Below are 16,471 nucleotides of genomic sequence, written 5' to 3'. Positions count from 1 at the left end.
AGTTAAATGTTTCAAGATATGCGCCTTCAGAAAGTGGTCAGGTACTATTTGTGACACAAGAACAAAAAGCCTCTCGTTCTTTTGCCGGAATTGCTGGCATTATCGCCGTTGCTACGTTAATCAGCAAATTTTTTGGGCTGGTACGCGAACAAGCGATCGCCGCCGCTTTTGGTGCGGGGGGTGTTGTCGATGCTTATAACTTCGCTTACATGATCCCTAGTTTTCTGCTAATATTGCTAGGTGGGGTTAATGGACCATTCCATAGTGCGATCGTCAGCGTTCTAGCCAGGCGCAAGCAAGAAGAAGCTGCTCCCTTGGTGGAAACAATGACAACCCTTGTGGGTGGTTTGCTGCTTTTGGTAACGATTTTCCTGGTGATATTTGCTCCTAACTTGATTGACTTAGTAGCACCAGGTTTGGATACCGTTCCTAACGGAGCATTCGTGAAAGAAAGCGCCATTGTGCAACTGAGGATAATGGCACCGATGGCAGTTTTAGCAGGACTGATTGGTATTGGTTTTGGGACTCTCAACACAGCGAATCAATACTGGCTACTTTCTCTGAGTCCTTTATTTTCCAGCATTATTCTAATTCTAGGTTTGGGTATCCTCGCTCTGCAACTAGGTCATAAAATTAGCTCTCCTCAATATGCCATTTTAGGCGGAATGGTTTTAGCAGGAGGCACCCTAGCCGGAGCATTCCTGCAATGGTTGATACAGCAAATTGCCCAAGCACGAGCAGGGTTGGGTACATTGCGCCTGCGATTTAATTTTAAGCAGCCAGGGGTGAGCGACGTACTCAAAATTATGGCACCAGCAACCTTTTCTTCTGGGATGTTGCAAATTAATCTCTACACAGATATGTATTTTGCATCGTTCATCCCCTCTGCTCCTTCTGGGTTGCGTTATTCCAATATCTTGGTGCAAACTCCTTTAGGAATTATTTCTAATATCATTTTGTTACCTTTATTACCAATATTTTCTCGACTAGCTGCACCGGAAAATTGGACAGAGCTAAAATTGCGAATTCGCCAAGGAATGATACTTACTGCCTTCACTATGTTACCAATGGGAGCGCTAATGATGGCGCTGTCTGATCCCATTGTACGAGTGGTTTATGAACGCGGTGCTTTTAAGCAAGGAGACTCAGCGCTGGTTTCCTCCATACTAGTTGCTTCTGGTTTGGGAATGTTCGTCTATTTGGGGCGAGATGTTTTGGTGCGCGTGTTTTATGCTTTGGGTGATGGTCAGACACCATTTCGCGTTAGTATGATTAACATCATATTCAACGCTTTGCTAGATTGGATTTTGTTTAAACCTTTCGGTGCTCCTGGTTTGGTACTAGCAACAGTTGGAGTAAATTTCATCTCGTTATTAATGTTGTTATGGTTGCTTGATCGCAGGCTGGATGGTTTACGTTGGCGCGAGTGGAGTTTGCCAATTTTAGGTTTAGCTACTGCAAGCTTGGTAGCTGGAGGAGCAAGCTACGGCACTCTTGAGGTTTTGCAGAAGTTTTTAGGTGAAGATGCTTTACAAATTCAACTGGTGCAAATATCTATTGCTGGTTTAGTCGGCATCGGCGTTTTTGCTGTGATTGTTGCCATGATGAAATTACCGGAGATCGAGATTTTTGTATCTCGTCTGCGTGAGCGCTTTTTAAGAAGATAAATATTGTTAAGTGGGTGGATAAAACTAAACTAATGGTGGGCATTGCCTACCAAAAGCTTGTAACCATTGCAGAAAAACTATTTGAGGCAATGCCCACCCTACTGATATGTGTTATTTGTTTATATTCACATATTGCTCTCTATTATACCTCAAATATGTGAGCGTAGGCTCATCTGGCTGGGTGAAACAGTTTCACCCACTTGGATCGCCTAAGTGCGTGAGGTTAAATTTTGTTAAAAAAGGGATTCTAGTACTAGAGAAGATTGATTGTACTTATTCACTCTAGTTAAGAGAAACCTATGAAACTTACAAAATTATTAGCTTCTACAATTGCTGTTGCTTCTGTTGTTCTTTCTGCAGGAATTGCTTCAGCTCAAAACGTTCCAACTCAAGAAACTGCAGCACGTGGTATGAACGGTAGCTACGTTGGTGCTGGTGTTTCTGCTGGCGTTACCAATGGCGGACGACAAAATGATGCGGCTACCTTCGGTGGAAATGTTCAAGGACGGTACGCTGTTCCTAATGCGCCTGTTTCTGTTCGCGGTTCTGTTTTGTTTGGTGGTGATTCAACTGCAATTATACCAACATTAACATACGATGCACCCATCGCGAAAAACACTAACGTTTACATCGGTGGTGGTTACGCTTTTCAGACTAATGAAGGTTATGCAAGCCAATTGGGAAATAAGAATGCACCTGTCTTAACTGTTGGTGCGGAAACACAAGTAGGTAAAAACACCGTTCTCTATAGTGATGCTAAGTGGGGTATTGACGCTTATAGAGGCAGCGATGCTGATGCCCTCAGCTTACAAGCCGGAGTTGGTTACCGCTTCTAATCCTTCATTGTCAGTAAAGAAGGATTCTGATGCGAAATCACCAAATTTATAGGAGTAGTGAAGCTTTTCCTCTGATTTCAGGAGCTTCACTGCTCCTTCGCTATTTTTGTAGCAATGAACATAATAAGTAGCTCAATTCAGATCTTGCATCATACTTTTCGTCCGCCAAGAAATAAATTTCTTGGCTCAAAGTCTAAGTCCGTTAAAACGGACTGAGTAAGTTTTTCAGTCCGTTTTAACGGACTTGGTTTATTAGCCCAGAACTTGAGTTCTGGGCGTACTCAGCCGGAGGTGCAAGATCTGAGTCAACCTAATTAAACGTAAAATGTCATTGCGAGCGAAACGAAGTGGAGCGAAGCAATCTCCCCGAATCACAAACTACTACAACAGAACACAACTTGATATAACTGGACAGATATATTTAATGTCCGCAGCGTTAGCGCAGCGTGCCTGGAGGGCATACGAAGCGAAGCGATCGCAAAGACAGGAGATTGCTTCACTCCACAACAGAACGCAACTTGGTATAAGTGGACAGATATATTTAATGTCCGCAGCGTTAGCGCAGCGTGCCCGGAGGGCATACGAAGCGAAGCGATCGCAAAGACAGGAGATTGCTTCGTCTCACCTCGTTCCACTCGCAATGACATATCACAAGTATTTTGCCGGACATGGCATCACTCAATTGCACCCAGCTTTTTTACAACTCGGGAGAAATTTATCAGAATGTGCTGCCAAATATCGACGGTTTTGCCAAAAATATCGACCGCAGGCGAAACCAGAAAAACGAAACTACTGGGGCAGTAGCTTTTTGCCGTCACTATTAAAAAGTAAGAACAAAGCAAAGAAGTCTACCGGACAGATGAGTTTACCTTGGGACAAGCAAAGAGTCACAGAATGTACGGAAGTGCGAGAGGTAGCAGAAAAATTTATTCGAGCGAACTGCTATCTACCGCCTGTGCCAGGTATCGGATTTGTGGAATGCTGATTCTATCGTGGAAAGGGGCGTTGTAATAAATCTTTACAAAATTCGGAAACGCTTATATGCTAAAGTTTACAAGTCGCAACGCGAGACGAAAAGGTTGAGGAAAAGGTGCCAAAAAAAATTAATAGGATCTATTATCCGTAGTATAGGGTATGATCCCCGTAATAATGGGTATTTTTTTATACGCTCGTTCACTTTAGAGTAACTTAAGTCTAAGTCTCCCGTTTCTTTATCCGAATCCGACCATCCAACTGCCTTGGCAAACCGAAAATAATTTTTTTCATCTTCGCTAGTCCAGTCTTTTAATTTTATACCCAGTCTATTCCTAGTCTTAATCCATATTTCTTTTTGTACACTAAAGCCAAAACGTTTGTCTGAATTGGTGATCCAAAGCTGATCTATTTTTCGCAAGTCCGGACAAGAAAAACTATTAATGTTGTCTTCTTCTAAATATCTTTCTTCTTCTCTTTTAGCAATATTGAGCATGAGTTGGTATGTTTGTCTATCTGCTGCTTCCCAATTTTTTGATTTCAAAGAATATTCAAGTTGAGCATAGAAATGTTGGGTAAGAGATTTTTCAACCCGTTTTCTCAATTCTTCTTCTGTGTCACTTTGGGAAAGCACCTTTATTAAACTTCGATGGACAGATTCAATATCTGTGGGTGTGATCAGTAATTGATGTTTTTTGGTAAAGGGGCTAGTTTGTTGTGAGTATTTTTTAATAATATTAAATGCTGTTTGATAAGATTCTATAGCTTGGCTTGTTTGTTTTGTATGTACTAGCAAGTCACCTTGGATTTTATGAGTCAATACTTTAATTTGTAATCCTTCATTAGAAGTAATAATATCTCTACTCGCTTCTAAAATATTTCGACTTTTTGTAATTGCATTTTCTGCTTTATTCAACTCTCCCAGTTGCTGATATGCTTGTGATATAGAAGTAAATATCATTGCTTTTTTAAATTCCTGATTTTCAATTACATAAGATAAACCTATTTCTCGCCTAGCCTGATTTGCTTCCGATAACTTGTTTTCCTTGTCGAGTCTTTCACTTAGTTTGGATAAATCGTATAAATCTGAGAGATAGTTAGTCTTTTCTCGTATTTCGTCAAGCTCCCTACCTGCCCAAATTACAGAAATTGCTGCTCCTACCAACGTCATCACCAAAACAACAGAACCAACACGAATCCGCCGTTGAGCTTTGCGATTAGCCTCAGCTAGTACCTGATTTCTTGACTCAACCGCTTCCTTATCCTTCCTTTCTCTCTCCAAAGCAGCTTCTTGTTCTTTTGCAGCGATTTCCTCTTGAATCTCTTTCTCTTTACTAGCTGCTAAATACTGTTTATCTTGATAACTTAAGTTCTTATCACTTGCCCATTCTTCAGCTTCTTGTAATGCCTTCCCCCTCAACAATCGTGATTCATCGCTTCCTCCAGAAGCCACCCAAAACCTAAAACTTTCGGAGTAAGGACGCAGATTCTTTAATTGGTTTTCAATCCAGTTGGCGTCAAAAATCTCTTGATAAATGGAATTATAAACTCTTAACTTGTTGTGCTGCCTAACAACTAATCCTGAAAGTTGTAACTCACTTTGCTCTAAAGTATCATCTGCAGTTATCTTAGATTCTTCTTCCGCCAGCCGAACTTGTTGATACAGTTCCAGCAAATACCCTGCCCGTTGTTCATTCCGCAAAATTCTCGCTCGAATAGTTCGTAAATGCTCTGGTTCATCTTGAGATTCCCAGTTTTCAATGATACGAGATTTCACCACCTGTTCAACAGAACGAGGATTGTCTTGAAAAGACTCCTCAACCATAAACTGACACAGCTTTTGCGTCAGAAACGGTTGTCCTCCCGTCCAGTATAAAATTTCCTTCATGACTGCTTGAGGAGCATTAAATTTCCCCTGCAAACCCTTTTCTAACGGTTCAACTTCATGCAATCGAAACCCAGTCAAAGAGATAGCTTTACCAATATTAAACGGAGTGCGTTGTTTATCTTCAATTAAATTGCTGGGTGATGCGACTCCCAACAAGCAAAAGCTGAGGCGATTATATTCGGGATTATCAGGACGCAGATTGTGACAAGCACGGATAAAGGCAAAAAAATCATCTGTAGGAAACTTGAGACTGAGAACACTATCAATTTCATCAATAAAAATAACGATGTTTTCTTTAATTTCTGCAAGTAGCTTCTTTTCTAAAAAATTCCCAAATCGTAATAAAGATGAGTTTAACTGGTTTTGGGACCACCACTCCTTGAAATTGACGTCCAAGTCAAAGCTGTCAATCAGCTTAACAATCAAATCTGCATACCAATTTTCTTGTGTAGCACTCTGAATACTGACAGAGGATAAATCAATAGACGCACACTCTACGCCAGCTTCTAAAAGTCGGCTCATTGTTCTCACGCGCAGGCTGGACTTTCCGCTTTGCCTAGAATTCAGCACATAACAAAACTTTCCTTTTAGAAGTGCGTCAAACAATTCGTTATCAGCTTCCCTTGTCACATATGTGCTGGCATTTCCGGGTAAGCTGCCAGAAAAGATATATTCGTTAATATATTCCTCAACCATATCTTACCCCAATCGTGCCGAGAAGTACTGACGGTATAAGTCACAACTAGGAACGCAAGCGTTGCGAATAATTTTGATTAACCCCAGACTATGCAGTTTGAACATAATTTCGGGATTAAGTTGAACAGATTCAAGAGCGATTACTACTTCTTTATATCCTGACTCTAACTGAGAATCATCTTGCAAACACTTCAGTTGTTCTCGTAAATGATGGCTAAAGATTCCCTCTTCTGTGGGTGCGAGTGTCAATAGTTCCTCTAAGGACATTTCCTGGCTTTTAAGATTGGCGAATGCTTCTTGCATGAGATAGGGATGTCCGCCTAGCAACGTCATCAGTTTAATTATGCCTTGTTCTCCCAACTGAATATCTACTTCATACAGCTGAGCCATTTTTTCTATCTGAGAAAGGTTAAACTCAGGTAACTCAATCGCTAATCCAACATTAAACGGTGAGCGATTAGTGTCCAGGGTTGGATAAACTTCTGTAGAATTAACCACGACTAAGCTCAGTTTCTGCCAAATTTTGCCCATCCTGTCACCCTGTTTAGCAGTTTCATACCAACTGCGGAGGAGTAAGCAGAATTCTGAGAAAATATTTTCGCATTTAAACAGTCGCTCAAAATTATCTATAGTAAAAACCAGAGATGTATCAATATTGGGTAATAAATACTTTTGAAAATAACGAGTACAGCTAGTATTTATTCCCAGTTCATCTTGCCAGTAGTTCTCCAATTTCGGCTCTAGTTCTAAAATATCCGAGACATTAATACATAACCACTGTAAAAAACTTTTTAAATTAGCGAGAACAGAACTATCAGCAAGGTTCAAATCTAATTTCGCTGTTTTGTAACCCTGCTCTCTGGCATAGTCAAGCAATTTCTCACTCAACTTAGTCTTGCCCATCCTCTGCGGAGCTTTAATCCGAATCAGCGCTCCTGGTTGTACAATTGCTTTATAACATTTCTCTTCAATAGGTGGTCGTTCAATATATATGCTTGTGTCTGGTTCTGTAGAATAATTCTCAATCCAAGAAAGTTTATTTTTCAAATTTGGTATTTGCCTTTGTGAAACATCTTCCATTTGAATAGCAACTAATCCTTCCTCAAAAGCTCTTTCAATAATATCTTGACTATCTGGATTTTCGTACCCTAATCCATCATAAAAGCCAATAGCGAATACAATAGCAGCTTTGTCACCAATCGGCTGATTCATGCCAATAGTATAATTAATGTGTTGGCTAATTGCTTGGGCGGATTTTTCGGAATAACAAGCATTCAGTAATACACACTTAACATAATTGGCGTGTAGCTTAAACAATGCTGCTAATCCCGTTGGTGATACGGGTTTATGGTTCCCGCCATCGTCTTCTAACACCAAACTACCATCCTCCATCCCATGTCCACAAAAATGGACAATTTGAGGATGTTCTTCTGCTATGGCACGACGAATATCTTGAGGACGTACAGCAGTTCTAATTTTTATTTCAAACAAATCCCGTTTTACTGCCCGTTTAATAGCTTCTTCTATTTGGCGAATTTCTTTATCCAAACGTAATCCATCGGGGATTGCTGCTAAAATTAACACTTTATTATTAGACATTAGGCGATCGCTCCTTCATTCTTAACGGAGCTAGTAACTAGATTAGGCTTTCACTCTGACACTAAGAGGCTAAGTTTTCCACCTACATGATTGTTCAGTTGTCAAGGTATAGAAACCTTGCTAGCCATCTTTTCATACTGACTTCGGCTAAGGACAATAAGAGCGTTCTGGTTCATTTAACTTGATCCTTTAATCACAAACTACTATAACAGAACGCAACTTGGTACAAGTATCGGATTGAGCAACAAAATTGTATAACATGAAAAAGCATTCTATGATTCTGAATGTATTTTTATGCTGCAAAATCCTGTCATTCGCGCAGCTGTTGCAATCAGTCTTGGCGCAATAGCTGGAGCGCTTTCGCGCTATTATCTCGGTTGATGTGACTGCTTTTATAAGATGCCCCTGTTAGATCCGTTTTTAATGTTTAATATTCAAATTGAGGACATAACTTCCCACTTGGAGATCTCCCACCCACAATTCATATTCTACAGATAAATTCTCTGGCAAAGGGTGTCCGCTCACTGTTAGATGACGAGTAAAATTCCGCAAGCGAATAGGTTTATTTGGTTGTTGTGAATTTTGTTGTTGTAAATCATTTGGCAACCAATAATAAGTGGTGCCAGAAACGCCCTGTTGCCAAATGTGACGGTAACTCATTTGAGCGTTACCTTGCATAGTCATGACGACTCGTTTTGGAGAAATCTCAAACCACAAGATTCGGCGACTGGTGTTGACATCAGCATTACTTTGCTCTTGGCTACTTATACTCTGTGGATTGAAAAAGTTTGTCATTTCACAATCTGTGACAGGTGGTGCAGTCAGTACTATATGGAATCGATTACGATCCTTCTGATGCAGTGTCACCGGAGTTTCCACAACAGACCAAATTGGTAGGTCTGCGGACATAAGTGATACAGATACTGACTTGCAATGATGAGTTATCATGGGAGTGATCAGGGGTAAAAACAATATTAAAAAGATTTTCTTAATACACCTCTACTTATCTCATAGCTGAAAGCAAGAGTGACTTATGCACTAAATTCATTCTGATAAGTAAAGCCACATTGAAAAGCGTAAAATAGAGTCTTTGCGATTACTTAGCTCGACCCGAAGTGTGGAGCGAATTAATGACATTTTACGTTTAATTAGGTTAAGCTACTTAACATCTGCTTGATCATGTTTGCAACTTAATATCTGCTTGATCATGTTTGCAAAATGTAAAATATACGAATCCGGTTTGGTTTATAAACGAACTCGTTGAGGTAGGGAACGCTTAACAGAGAACAGGGAACGCTTAACATAAACTGTACCTAGCTGAGCAAAAATCAAATAGGGATCTTATATATAGAATGTTAGGATATAACACACTCTTGTAAATGCCTATGTCAAATCCATGACTGAGGTGTGACGATTTTGATGAGAAGCGATCGCCCGTATATGGCACGGCTGAGATTGGCACGGCTGAGATTGGCACCACTGAGGTTGGCATTGCTGAGGATGACACCGCTGAGGTTGGCATCGCTGAGGTTAGCATTGTAGAGGTTGGCACCGATGAGGTCGATATTGGCTAGGGAGACACCAAGGTTAACCATTTCTTGAAGTGCTGGGGTGCTTGCAATAAGGCGTCTGTCAGTACACTATGATTGCTACTAATCGTCTCATAAGCAACCTCGAATTCTCTTGAAGCAGCAATAAAACACCTATCTCTTCCTTTGCCCCTATCCCCCGGATCAGCTTCAGCAAAATTCAGCAACTCACCACTGTAACAGCAATCCAACCAGATAATCTGCTGTTTGATTGGACTTTCTTGCAGTAGTTCGCGCAGCCATTTCAAGCGAATTCCCCAGTTTCCCAAATCAGGGTTGACATCGCTGGTAGCGAGAAAGCCTTCCTGAATTCCTTTATTTTTACGCAATCCATGACCAGAAAAATACAGCAGCGCAGTATCTGGAATATTTTTGCCTTCTGGCTTAAACAGTTGAACGATCGCTTCTTCGAGTTGAGTTAATGTGACTTGGGTTTTCTGACCAACGCGAATTGTGTTATTCTGCTTATCCTTGACACCGGGTAGGCGCTTAACGTTAAATTCGCCGTAATCTTGTAAAAGAGTGGCGATAGCTTCGCTGCTGCCTTCGGCAGATCGCCTCCGCATCCTGTGCAGGTGCTGTCAAAGCAGTTAAACGCTCATAACTATAAGTATTAATTTCAACTACCAAAGCGTCTCGGCTCATAAAAGACAGCTTCACTCCAGATTGACAGAGTTATTGCTTAACAGATACAACATCCTAGCCAATATTTCGGTAGAAATACAGTAATATAATGATAATTTTTTAATTCCTTTGAGTCAGCAATTTCTACTATGACCAAACTCACACCCATCCAGCTAGATGACAACACGATTATCTACATTGAAGCCACAGACGACGTGAACGTTCCCTTAGTTATCGCTGAAGAACCCGCAGAGGAAGAGGAAGAAGCACTGACAGTGAGATTACCTGCTGCAAAATAATCATTTCGGTTTCGCCACCACCAATCTAGGCACTTCAATAGCAGCAATAATTGTTGTAAATGTAAGTAGCTTTCCAAAGCAGGCTCATCACTCCATAAATCGCCTGGTGGGAATACAATATCATCCCACTCTTGCTCTTGGGTATCTGGTGCAGCGGTTTGGTCTTTGGCAATAGACATAGGTGTCTCAGCAAAGGAAGATAAACATAGTGTAGCGCCTACCAAAATAAGCAATGAGCAAAAGCGATGAGCCTGATCGAAGCTAAGGGGTGTAAGGGGGGAAAGACAATTTTACTTCTTCCATTGTTGTCCACCCCTCTTCCCCTCTTTTCCCCTACACCCAGCCTACGGCTCGCTGCGCTAACATACCCTTATACCCTTACACCCTGCCCAGAGGGCATTGAAACTCTTACGAAATATTAAGGAACTTTGCATTTATGTCAAATCTGGAAACCGGAGCGCGAAATTAGCCAAAAGAGCGTGATACCATTCTCTCGGTGAATGTCAAGATTGGGAGAAAACCTTTGACACTACGGGTTGCTGTTGTTGGGTCTGGTCCTGCTGGTTCATCAGCCGCAGAAACGCTTGCCAAAGCTGGAATCGAAACCTACCTCTTTGAGCGCAAGCTAGACAATGCTAAGCCATGTGGAGGTGCAATTCCCCTGTGCATGGTGAGTGAATTTGACCTGCCGCCGAATATCATTGATCGTCAAGTGCGCAAGATGAAAATGATTTCACCCTCTAATCGTGAGGTTGATATCAATCTAGTAAATGAAGATGAATATATAGGAATGTGCCGCCGTGAGGTGCTGGATGGTTACCTGCGCGATCGCGCGGCAAAACTAGGGGCAAATCTCATTAATGCCACTGTTCATAAACTCGATTTTCCCACCAATAGTACAGACGCCTATACCATTCATTACCTAGATCATACAGAAGGTGGTGCTCTGGGTATTTCTAAAACTCTGAAAGTAGATGTGATTATTGGGGCAGATGGGGCGAATTCCCGCATTGCTAAGGAGATGGATGCTGGGGATTATAATTATGCGATCGCCTTCCAAGAGCGTATTCGTCTACCCAAAGACAAAATGGTCTACTATGAAGACCTCGCTGAAATGTATGTTGGGGACGATGTATCCCCTGACTTCTACGCTTGGGTGTTCCCCAAATACGACCACGTAGCAGTTGGTACTGGTACGATGCAGGTTAACAAAGCCCGCATCAAACAATTGCAAGCTGGCATCCGCGCCCGTGCTGCCCGTAAGCTGATTGGTGGTCAAATTATTAAAGTAGAAGCACACCCCATTCCGGAACATCCTCGTCCTCGTCGCGTTGTCGGAAGAATCGCTTTGATAGGTGATGCTGCTGGTTATGTGACCAAATCGTCTGGTGAAGGCATTTATTTTGCTGCTAAGTCCGGACGGATGTGTGCCGAAACTATCGTCGAAATGTCCAACGGTGGTAGCCGCATTCCTACAGAAGCAGATCTGAAGGTGTACTTGAAGCGCTGGGATAAGAAATACGGACTCACCTACAAGGTGTTGGATCTTCTGCAAACCGTATTTTATCGTTCTGACGCCACCCGTGAAGCTTTTGTAGAAATGTGTGATGATCGCGATGTCCAACGTCTCACTTTTGATAGCTATCTCTATAAGACAGTCGTCCCTGCTAATCCCATCACTCAGATGAAAATTACTGCCAAGACGATTGCTAGCTTACTTCGCGGTAACGCCCTTGCTCCTTAAAAGGAAAACGACAAATTTGTGACAAAGGCGACTGCGCCACTTTCACAATGAACAGTTATCTGTTATCAGCAAGTAGTTATCATGTCATCCTCTAAATGGATACAGGAAAACGCTAATCAGTGCTCAAAAATTAATTTCTGGATAAATAAAAAACTCTGGTTGAACTGATAACAGATGACTGTTCACTATTATGTGAATATGAGTTTTAATTTTCTTTTTTAAGAAGGTAATAAGCCTGAAGCGAAATGATTTATTATTAATACTAATTATTTTGTCAAACTCTTATCTTAAGCTGATTACAACGAATGTTCAAACAAAATTGCTTTGATAAGATTTTAAAATTGTATGAAAAAAATTCACACGAACTTTATTAATTTATTGGCAAAATTTCTACAAATTTATTAAGGTAGACTGGGTACTTAACTTGAGAAAGCTCCTGGATAGGAGTGAAAGCCTAGCTATGAAACTAAGTTCAGTTTTTGCTGCTGCTTTGTCTACTTTTGCTGTGACTTTGATCACAGCACTTGGTTTCTCCAATCAAGCTCAGGGTCTAACTATTTTAGGCAAATCGAGTGGTATCTGGGGAACACCTGATCCAGGGAGCAATACTGACCCGGTTTTTTCCGGCGTGGGAACGAACTCATTTACTTGGGGACGTTCTCGTCCAGATGATCTTGAAAACAACTATGGAACTGCTGCAAATGAGCTAACCTTTACTGGAAATCCTTTTTCCGCAGACGATTTTGGTTCGCTGTTTAAAGTGGGCGATTTAGAGTACTACAATGGCAAGGTTGAGGAAAGCACTAGCGTTGATTCCGTACCTTTAAATCTCACTCTATCATTCACTAATCCTGGTACTTTCAGGGAAGTTTTCAACTTCGGCTTTCAGCTTGTGAATACACCGAACTTAGGACTAAATCCTGAGGACGATGCAGATATTGTGTATATAAAGGACAACTTTAGCACTCGCAGTTTCAATTTTGAAGGAAACGAATATCAACTGAATTTAATTGGCTTTAGCCAAAACGGTGGAAATACACCTGTTAACAAATTTAGCGTTTTTGAAGATGATAGAACTACGGCAGGGATTTATGCCAGAATGACTCGGATAACACCAGCGAAACAAATTCCTGAGCCAGCAGGTATTGTTGGATTATCAGTGTTAGGCATCTACCTTGTGACCCATAAGAAATCTTTGGGTGTAAAAAAAGAATAGGCTGAGGTGAATTCATACGTAATTTGCCTGTTTATAGCCAGAGGTATGAAGCTCTGGCTATTTATTATCGGAAAGTGAGCAGTTCACTCTCGTGGAGTACCCACAGCAGCGCCTTGCGGTGAGTAAGCGTGCTGGGTGTCCGTTAGGGACTTACAAAGTAGCGTCTGTAGAGGAGATATCCGCAGAGTCAATCAATTTTGGATTTTGGATTTGCGATTTTGGATTAACCCCATAGTTAAAACTAGGGGCTTGTTAAATGGACGCCTTATGTCTTGCACTACGTGTCTCGACATAAATTTATTTTTTTTGTCGTCCATGGATGAATCCAGGGGCTTGAGACCATCTGATTTTGGATTCAAACAGATAAACCATAATCCAAAATCGCGCAACTAAGATCCTGTTAGAGCTTCGGTCAAACGAATTGGCTACACCACATACTATTGACACTCTCTCATTTTCCGTAGCGTAGAGTGTCAATTTTTTGAGTGAACAACTGAAGCGATAAGTCAATTGAGGCTAACAATCTATCTTGGGAGCGCAAGAATGAGTTTATCCTCTATCTACTGAAACCACGCCCCCTTTGGACTCGCTTCCAAACCGATATCTAAGGACACCTTTGGGCAAGTCAATCTATCAGATTTGTGCAGAATCAGTATCTCGCTTATTTGGCTATTGTTACTGAACTCCTGATGTTGCAGAAGCACCTTCAGTTGACTGAGGTAAACTGGGCAACTCCAAGCAGTAACCTGCACCATACACCGTTTTGATATAACGGGGATGGCGGGGATCAGGTTCTAGTTTGGTTCTCAGGTGGCGGATGTGTACGCGAATGGTTTCTATATCATCATCTGGATCATAACCCCAAACTTCCCTGAGAATTTCACTTGGAGAAACTGTCTGACCGTGGCGTTGCAGCAAGCAGTGCAGAAGTTCAAACTCCAAATGAGTCAGTTTTACGGTCTGAGTGAACCATATCGCCTCAAAGCGTTCTGGAACCAAGGTTAGCGGTCCATAGTTCAAAATCTCACTGTGCTTTGCAGCTTGAGGAATTCGATCCGTACGTCGCAAGAGTGCTCGCACCCGTGCCAACATTTCTTCAACCTCAAAGGGTTTAGTGAGATAATCATCTGCACCAGCGTTGAAGCCTTCGACTTTATCCTGAGTTTGGCTCAAAGCCGTTAACATCAACACGGGAATCTCGGCAGTACGCTCATCCCTCCGCAGGCGTTGGCAAACAGTAAATCCATTTACCCTAGGCAGCATCAAGTCGAGCATAATCAAATCTGGCTGTAGCTGGAGAGCAAGCGCCTGACCTTTGATGCCATCTTCAGCTTGGCTGACATCATAACCAGCCATTTCTAAGTTGACGGCAACGAGTTCTGAAATTGCGGCATCATCGTCTATGACAAGAATCCTCGGCATTATTAAAAACTTATTACTACTTATTAAGGATAATTAAGAACCTTTGGTAGATACAAAGATTGCTGTATTGATTATAAAAAATATTTTAAATCTAATATAAACATTAAAATTAAATGATTGTGGTGCTAAACCCAAACTATACTAAAAAACTGTCCTAATGTGTTACTGCTCTTACAGTCCACCGTGGTTTTTGCAAGACGGTACCGTCCAGACTGTCTACACCGCTTTGTGGGCTAGTCGTGATTGGGAACGTACAACACAAAATCCAGAGCCGGTTTATGAAGAAAAAATATTTGTGGGTGCCAAAGGGGTTCCTATCTTTGGCTTGGTAGCCATCCCTGACAATGCTCATGGCACTATTGTCGGCACTTACGGCATTACAGGCGATTTGGACAACCAATGGTACCTCAGACTATTGGGACGTAAAGCATATGCTCAAGGGTATGCTGTAGTACTGTTTGATTGGCGTGCTCATGGTAAGACAGCTCTGTTGTCGCCAACGTTGACAAGTGACGGGTTGTACGAGGGAGAAGATTTTGTTCGCATCGCAGCAACTGCCAAAGCAATGGGATGCCCAGGAAAATTTTGGTTTATGGGGTATTCTCTGGGTGGACAATTGGCGTTATGGGCAGTTAAGGCTGCGATGGAACTCGTCAAAGAGGATGCGGATTTAGAGCTAGAAGATAGCGATATTGGAGGTGCTGCTGTTATCTGCCCGAGTTTGGATTCAAGGCGATCGCTTTCTTTTCTCGTCAAACATCCTGTGGGAAAATATTTAGAAAGGGCGATCGCACGCCAGTTGAATAAACTCGCATGGCAAATTCATGATGCTCATCCTGGAACTGTTGACCCGGAAGCGATTGAAAGAGCTAACAGTATTTGGGGTTTTGACGACGAACTGGTGATTGGGCGGTTGGGTTTTCCCACAGTGGAAGCTTACTACGACGCAAGCAGCGCTTTACCATTGCTGCCCAATCTCTCCAAACCGACTTTAATAATCTACGCTGAAGACGACCCGTTTTTTGAACCAGCAATCATACCTGAGTTGCAAGCCGCTTGTGTTAGTAACTCAAAGATAGATTTGTTGCTGACTCGTCATGGCGGTCATGTTAGCCATATCAGTAGTAAAAAGTGTCAGCGCCAAGCACAAGACTCCGATCCGTGGTGGGCGTGGAATAGAATTTTAGAGTGGATAAATCAGCACACAAAGAGTGTCAATCAGCCGATTTGAGAATAAAGTGTATCAAAGTATCAATCAGGCGTTAAGCGTAGCTTTGCCATAGGCGATCGCTCTTGATTGGCATAATTTCCTTTGCGTGCATCATCTCCTGAGTCATCACAAAATGAACCAATGACCCAACGAGAATTCGTGCCGTTGCCTCAGGATCAGGTATGTTGAGTTTAGGATGAGAAGCCAGGTAGTGACTAATAGTTTCAATCGTCGGCTTTTCCAAAGAAATTATACAAAGCTGGGCTAACTCCGGAAAACAATTAGACTCCCCAATCACCACTCGCTTGAACGCATGAAACTCTTCATCTTTGAGCATCTGATTCAAAGCTTTGGTTACCAATTGGCGTAGTACTATTTTCGGATCTCCTTCAACGCCACTTCCAAGCTCTCCTTTTCAATTATTCATCTACAACATTTGCCGAAAATGTTAATTTGCCCAAAATCTTACCAAAGGTATATGGTCTGATATACCCTCTCTAATATATAGTTTCCATCTAGGGTGTATCCAAAACAAGTCGTTTCCAATGAGTGACAACCTGAAAAACCAGGATCACCGATATTGCAGCGCCCTAATAATATGTCGTCAGTAAGCAACCCCTGGATTGAATCCAGGGGCTTCAGCAAATGCTGAAGCCCTAGCTTACCAGACTCAGTACTTCGTGTACTACGTTATTGGCAAGTGCTGAAG

The 16,471-nt window shown here is 41.8% G+C and carries 12 protein-coding genes and 3 pseudogenes; 7 read left to right on the top strand and 8 right to left on the bottom strand.

Annotated features, from left to right (window positions below; genetic code table 11):
• Positions 1–50: 50 nt before the first annotated feature.
• The 3 genes from murJ to AC5JM2_RS06235 all read left to right on the top strand — a co-directional run bounded on the left by murJ (position 51) and on the right by AC5JM2_RS06235 (position 3,488).
• Positions 51–1,667: a murein biosynthesis integral membrane protein MurJ gene (gene murJ / locus AC5JM2_RS06245; protein ID WP_495834039.1), complete on the top strand. Its 1,617-nt coding sequence runs from the start codon at positions 51–53 to the stop codon at positions 1,665–1,667.
• 299 nt (positions 1,668–1,966) lie between these two features.
• A complete protein-coding gene (locus AC5JM2_RS06240) occupies positions 1,967–2,503 on the top strand; it encodes an outer membrane beta-barrel protein (RefSeq protein ID WP_495834038.1) in 537 nt (178 codons plus the stop codon).
• 325 nt (positions 2,504–2,828) lie between these two features.
• A complete protein-coding gene (locus tag AC5JM2_RS06235; protein WP_495834037.1) occupies positions 2,829–3,488 on the top strand; it encodes a hypothetical protein in 660 nt (219 codons plus the stop codon).
• Between the two features lie 66 nt (positions 3,489–3,554).
• Here the strand turns inward: AC5JM2_RS06235 and AC5JM2_RS06230 are convergent, their stop codons facing one another.
• Both AC5JM2_RS06230 and AC5JM2_RS06225 read right to left on the bottom strand, forming a co-directional pair.
• Positions 3,555–6,059: an AAA-like domain-containing protein gene (locus AC5JM2_RS06230; RefSeq protein WP_495834036.1), complete on the bottom strand. Its 2,505-nt coding sequence runs from the start codon at positions 6,057–6,059 to the stop codon at positions 3,555–3,557.
• A 3-nt stretch (positions 6,060–6,062) separates the two neighbouring features.
• A complete protein-coding gene (locus tag AC5JM2_RS06225) occupies positions 6,063–7,658 on the bottom strand; it encodes an AAA-like domain-containing protein (RefSeq protein ID WP_495834035.1) in 1,596 nt (531 codons plus the stop codon).
• 294 nt (positions 7,659–7,952) lie between these two features.
• Here AC5JM2_RS06225 and AC5JM2_RS06220 point away from each other — a divergent pair.
• Positions 7,953–8,033, top strand: a pseudogene (locus AC5JM2_RS06220) (fluoride efflux transporter CrcB); the annotation flags it as partial.
• Between the two features lie 45 nt (positions 8,034–8,078).
• Here AC5JM2_RS06220 and AC5JM2_RS06215 read toward each other — a convergent pair.
• The 4 genes and pseudogenes from AC5JM2_RS06215 to AC5JM2_RS06200 form a co-directional block, all read right to left on the bottom strand.
• A complete protein-coding gene (locus AC5JM2_RS06215) occupies positions 8,079–8,606 on the bottom strand; it encodes a hypothetical protein (protein WP_495834034.1) in 528 nt (175 codons plus the stop codon).
• Between the two features lie 440 nt (positions 8,607–9,046).
• The gene (locus tag AC5JM2_RS06210; RefSeq protein ID WP_495834033.1) at positions 9,047–9,253 is read right to left on the bottom strand and encodes a pentapeptide repeat-containing protein; all 207 of its coding nucleotides are present in this window, start codon (positions 9,251–9,253) and stop codon (positions 9,047–9,049) included.
• Positions 9,229–9,813, bottom strand: coding sequence for a caspase family protein (locus AC5JM2_RS06205; protein ID WP_495834032.1), 585 nt, complete (start codon positions 9,811–9,813; stop codon positions 9,229–9,231). Before AC5JM2_RS06205 ends, AC5JM2_RS06210 begins: the two co-directional genes overlap by 25 nt.
• Positions 9,814–10,142: 329 nt before the next feature.
• Positions 10,143–10,349: pseudogene (locus tag AC5JM2_RS06200) on the bottom strand (Uma2 family endonuclease); the annotation flags it as partial.
• 344 nt (positions 10,350–10,693) lie between these two features.
• Between AC5JM2_RS06200 and chlP the strand changes: the two are divergent.
• Both chlP and AC5JM2_RS06190 read left to right on the top strand, forming a co-directional pair.
• Positions 10,694–11,914: a geranylgeranyl reductase gene (gene chlP, locus AC5JM2_RS06195; RefSeq protein ID WP_495834031.1), complete on the top strand. Its 1,221-nt coding sequence runs from the start codon at positions 10,694–10,696 to the stop codon at positions 11,912–11,914.
• Between the two features lie 460 nt (positions 11,915–12,374).
• Positions 12,375–13,130, top strand: coding sequence for a choice-of-anchor K domain-containing protein (locus tag AC5JM2_RS06190; protein ID WP_495834030.1), 756 nt, complete (start codon positions 12,375–12,377; stop codon positions 13,128–13,130).
• Between the two features lie 675 nt (positions 13,131–13,805).
• On the opposite strand, the gene AC5JM2_RS06185 is transcribed toward AC5JM2_RS06190, so the two are convergent.
• Complete coding sequence (locus AC5JM2_RS06185; protein ID WP_169263989.1) at positions 13,806–14,552, bottom strand: two component system response regulator RpaA; 747 nt, start codon at positions 14,550–14,552, stop codon at positions 13,806–13,808.
• A gap of 157 nt (positions 14,553–14,709) precedes the next feature.
• On the opposite strand from AC5JM2_RS06185, the gene AC5JM2_RS06180 reads away from it, so the two are divergent.
• Positions 14,710–15,783 (top strand): YheT family hydrolase, encoded by a 1,074-nt coding sequence (locus AC5JM2_RS06180; RefSeq protein ID WP_495834029.1) that lies wholly within the window; start codon positions 14,710–14,712, stop codon positions 15,781–15,783.
• 31 nt (positions 15,784–15,814) lie between these two features.
• Here AC5JM2_RS06180 and AC5JM2_RS06175 read toward each other — a convergent pair.
• Positions 15,815–16,156 (bottom strand): annotated as a pseudogene (locus AC5JM2_RS06175) (TetR/AcrR family transcriptional regulator C-terminal domain-containing protein); the annotation flags it as partial.
• Between the last annotated feature and the right edge of the window lie 315 nt (positions 16,157–16,471).

The organism is Brasilonema angustatum, assembly GCF_059505445.1.
Note: the sequence above shows the minus strand (reverse complement) of the source record. Positions and strands in the feature narration are given on the sequence as shown.

What these genes read in the sequence shown, in the direction of transcription:
- AC5JM2_RS06230 (WP_495834036.1), bottom strand. Translation starts at nt 6,059, where the DNA reads ATGGTTGAGGAATATATTAACGAATATATCTTTTCTGGCAGCTTACCC.
- AC5JM2_RS06235 (WP_495834037.1), top strand. Translation starts at nt 2,829, where the DNA reads ATGTCATTGCGAGCGAAACGAAGTGGAGCGAAGCAATCTCCCCGAATC.
- AC5JM2_RS06190 (WP_495834030.1), top strand. Translation starts at nt 12,375, where the DNA reads ATGAAACTAAGTTCAGTTTTTGCTGCTGCTTTGTCTACTTTTGCTGTG.
- AC5JM2_RS06205 (WP_495834032.1), bottom strand. Translation starts at nt 9,813, where the DNA reads ATGCGGAGGCGATCTGCCGAAGGCAGCAGCGAAGCTATCGCCACTCTT.
- AC5JM2_RS06180 (WP_495834029.1), top strand. Translation starts at nt 14,710, where the DNA reads ATGTGTTACTGCTCTTACAGTCCACCGTGGTTTTTGCAAGACGGTACC.
- AC5JM2_RS06225 (WP_495834035.1), bottom strand. Translation starts at nt 7,658, where the DNA reads ATGTCTAATAATAAAGTGTTAATTTTAGCAGCAATCCCCGATGGATTA.
- AC5JM2_RS06185 (WP_169263989.1), bottom strand. Translation starts at nt 14,552, where the DNA reads ATGCCGAGGATTCTTGTCATAGACGATGATGCCGCAATTTCAGAACTC.
- AC5JM2_RS06210 (WP_495834033.1), bottom strand. Translation starts at nt 9,253, where the DNA reads ATGGTTAACCTTGGTGTCTCCCTAGCCAATATCGACCTCATCGGTGCC.
- AC5JM2_RS06215 (WP_495834034.1), bottom strand. Translation starts at nt 8,606, where the DNA reads ATGATAACTCATCATTGCAAGTCAGTATCTGTATCACTTATGTCCGCA.
- AC5JM2_RS06240 (WP_495834038.1), top strand. Translation starts at nt 1,967, where the DNA reads ATGAAACTTACAAAATTATTAGCTTCTACAATTGCTGTTGCTTCTGTT.